Origin of the sequence: Okeania sp. SIO2F4 (genome assembly GCF_010672385.1) — a bacterium.
Classification (GTDB): Bacteria; Cyanobacteriota; Cyanobacteriia; order Cyanobacteriales; family Microcoleaceae; genus Trichodesmium.
Genome location: NZ_JAAHGT010001316.1, coordinates 1 through 1,813, shown reverse-complemented (window position 1 = coordinate 1,813; position 1,813 = coordinate 1). Strand labels below are relative to the sequence as shown.

Genomic DNA, 1,813 nt, shown 5'->3' with positions numbered 1-1,813 from the left:
AAAACCCTGTATGTGGAAGATTAAAACTATTGCGCAATAGTATATGTAGTTTTTGACTGGTCAATCCAAGATAATTTTCAAAAGACAATTTTAAAAGAGGAGTAAAGGAAATGTTCTGTTCCTGCCTATCAATTAAATCAGAACTTCTGGCAAAACCCTGTATGTAGAAGATTAAAACTATATAAGAGGTAAGCCAGCCGTCAGCTATTAATCAGAGGAAAAGGTAAAAGCAACCTTTGAAACTGAGCAAAGAATAAAAAGTTACTGCCAAAGTCCCCTTACCCAACCTTAGAAGTAATTATTTATTACTAATTGCTGATAGCTGACTACGAGCTAGCTGAATGCTTACGATAAGAAAGCTTTTTTTAATCAACTCAACCTCAACCAGGAATAGTAAAAGACTCAACAGTAGCCAAAATATACAGGGAAATTGTCAGCAAGATCGTCAATTATTTCCATACCCAAATTCTCACAACAATAACAATTAATTAAACAACAGCAAATTCAGTGTATTTCCTCACATCTGGAGGTTGAAAAGCTAAAACAATTTCACTACTACAAACACCTTGAGCCATTAATTCTGTAGCAATACCTTCCTCCGTCCAATCTTCCTCAATATAAATCTTTTCATTCTTAATCCGAATATGAACATGAGTATATTTATGTTGCCTACTCCCTTCCCAATCTACTGTCAACCATAAATAATGGTCGTTAATTTCATCAAATACTAAACAAGTTTCGCGTTTTTTATTAGGTGCTTGACAACCAAAATTATCATACTCAGTTAAAACTTGTTTAATTAATTGCCGATAATTCACTAATCTATCCATTTTATAATCTCTTCACCTTCCATATTCACAATCAATAAATTTATTTGATTTAATTTCACTACAGCTTCTATAGATTTTCTCTGAACAAATGTTTCATAAATATTATCTTTAATCGCCAAGTAAATTAATTAATATTCATTTTGAGCTAGTTGAATTAAATTACGATATAAAATATACTGACCAAGAGCCTTATCAAACTCATTAATTAGTGAACGACTGATAAAACTCTTAATTTTTATAATAATTTTACCGAATTATTAATTATCAATTGTTAATTAAATAATTGTGGCTTAAAGCCTCCCCTTTTAAGGGGAAAAAAAGTGCTAGGGTATTTCCCAATCTTCAATCAAGAACGGTTAAAACCCGAGGTAATTATCAATTATCCATTATCAATTATCAATTAATGAAGTTCCTTGTTTTCAGTCTTTTCGATAGCTAAATCTGCATCAAGTTCGGCATTTTCATATTCAATTTTATAAGGGTCTGTAGTAATTGTCCAATCATCCTTAATTAAGGCATTTTTAACAGAGTCGTGGTAAATATCTCTGGTTGGCATAGATATTTCGTAATATTCTTTACGGCAGTTTTCAGGTCAATAAACCACATAAAAAAATAATAACCCTGTAGGGACGTTTCGCTGCGCGACATGAAACGCATTTTTGTTATGCAACGTCCCTAAATTGTGGTTTACTCAAATAAAAAAAGCCCTCCAAATGGAGAGCTTTTTTTAATCAATCAGTCAGTGAAAAATTAACCATTGATAGAAGGAGCTTCTACTGCAGCTAAGTCAAGAGGGAAGTTGTGAGCATTACGCTCGTGCATTACTTCCATTCCTAAGTTAGCGCGGTTGATGATGTCTGCCCAAGTATTTACCACACGACCACTAGAATCGATGATGGACTGGTTGAAGTTGAAACCGTTTAAGTTGAAGGCCATTGTACTCACACCTAATGCTGTGAACCAAATTCCTACTACTGGCCATG

The 1,813-nt window shown here is 33.3% G+C and carries 2 protein-coding genes and 2 pseudogenes; all 4 read right to left on the bottom strand.

The features are described 5' to 3' along the window. Positions 1-488 precede the first annotated feature (488 nt). Positions 489-830: a XisI protein gene (locus tag F6K22_RS40025; RefSeq protein WP_293110643.1), complete on the bottom strand. Its 342-nt coding sequence runs from the start codon at positions 828-830 to the stop codon at positions 489-491. Further along, positions 818-1,069 (bottom strand): annotated as a pseudogene (locus F6K22_RS42870) (element excision factor XisH family protein). Before F6K22_RS42870 ends, F6K22_RS40025 begins: the two are co-directional and overlap by 13 nt. A gap of 161 nt (positions 1,070-1,230) precedes the next feature. Continuing rightward, complete coding sequence (locus F6K22_RS40020; RefSeq protein WP_293110641.1) at positions 1,231-1,386, bottom strand: element excision factor XisH family protein; 156 nt, start codon at positions 1,384-1,386, stop codon at positions 1,231-1,233. Between the two features lie 194 nt (positions 1,387-1,580). Beyond that, positions 1,581-1,813: pseudogene (locus F6K22_RS40015) on the bottom strand (photosystem II q(b) protein); the annotation flags it as partial.

Coding starts and splice junctions, on each gene's coding strand:
- F6K22_RS40025 (WP_293110643.1), bottom strand. CDS start 830: ATGGATAGATTAGTGAATTATCGGCAATTAATTAAACAAGTTTTAACT.
- F6K22_RS40020 (WP_293110641.1), bottom strand. CDS start 1,386: ATGCCAACCAGAGATATTTACCACGACTCTGTTAAAAATGCCTTAATT.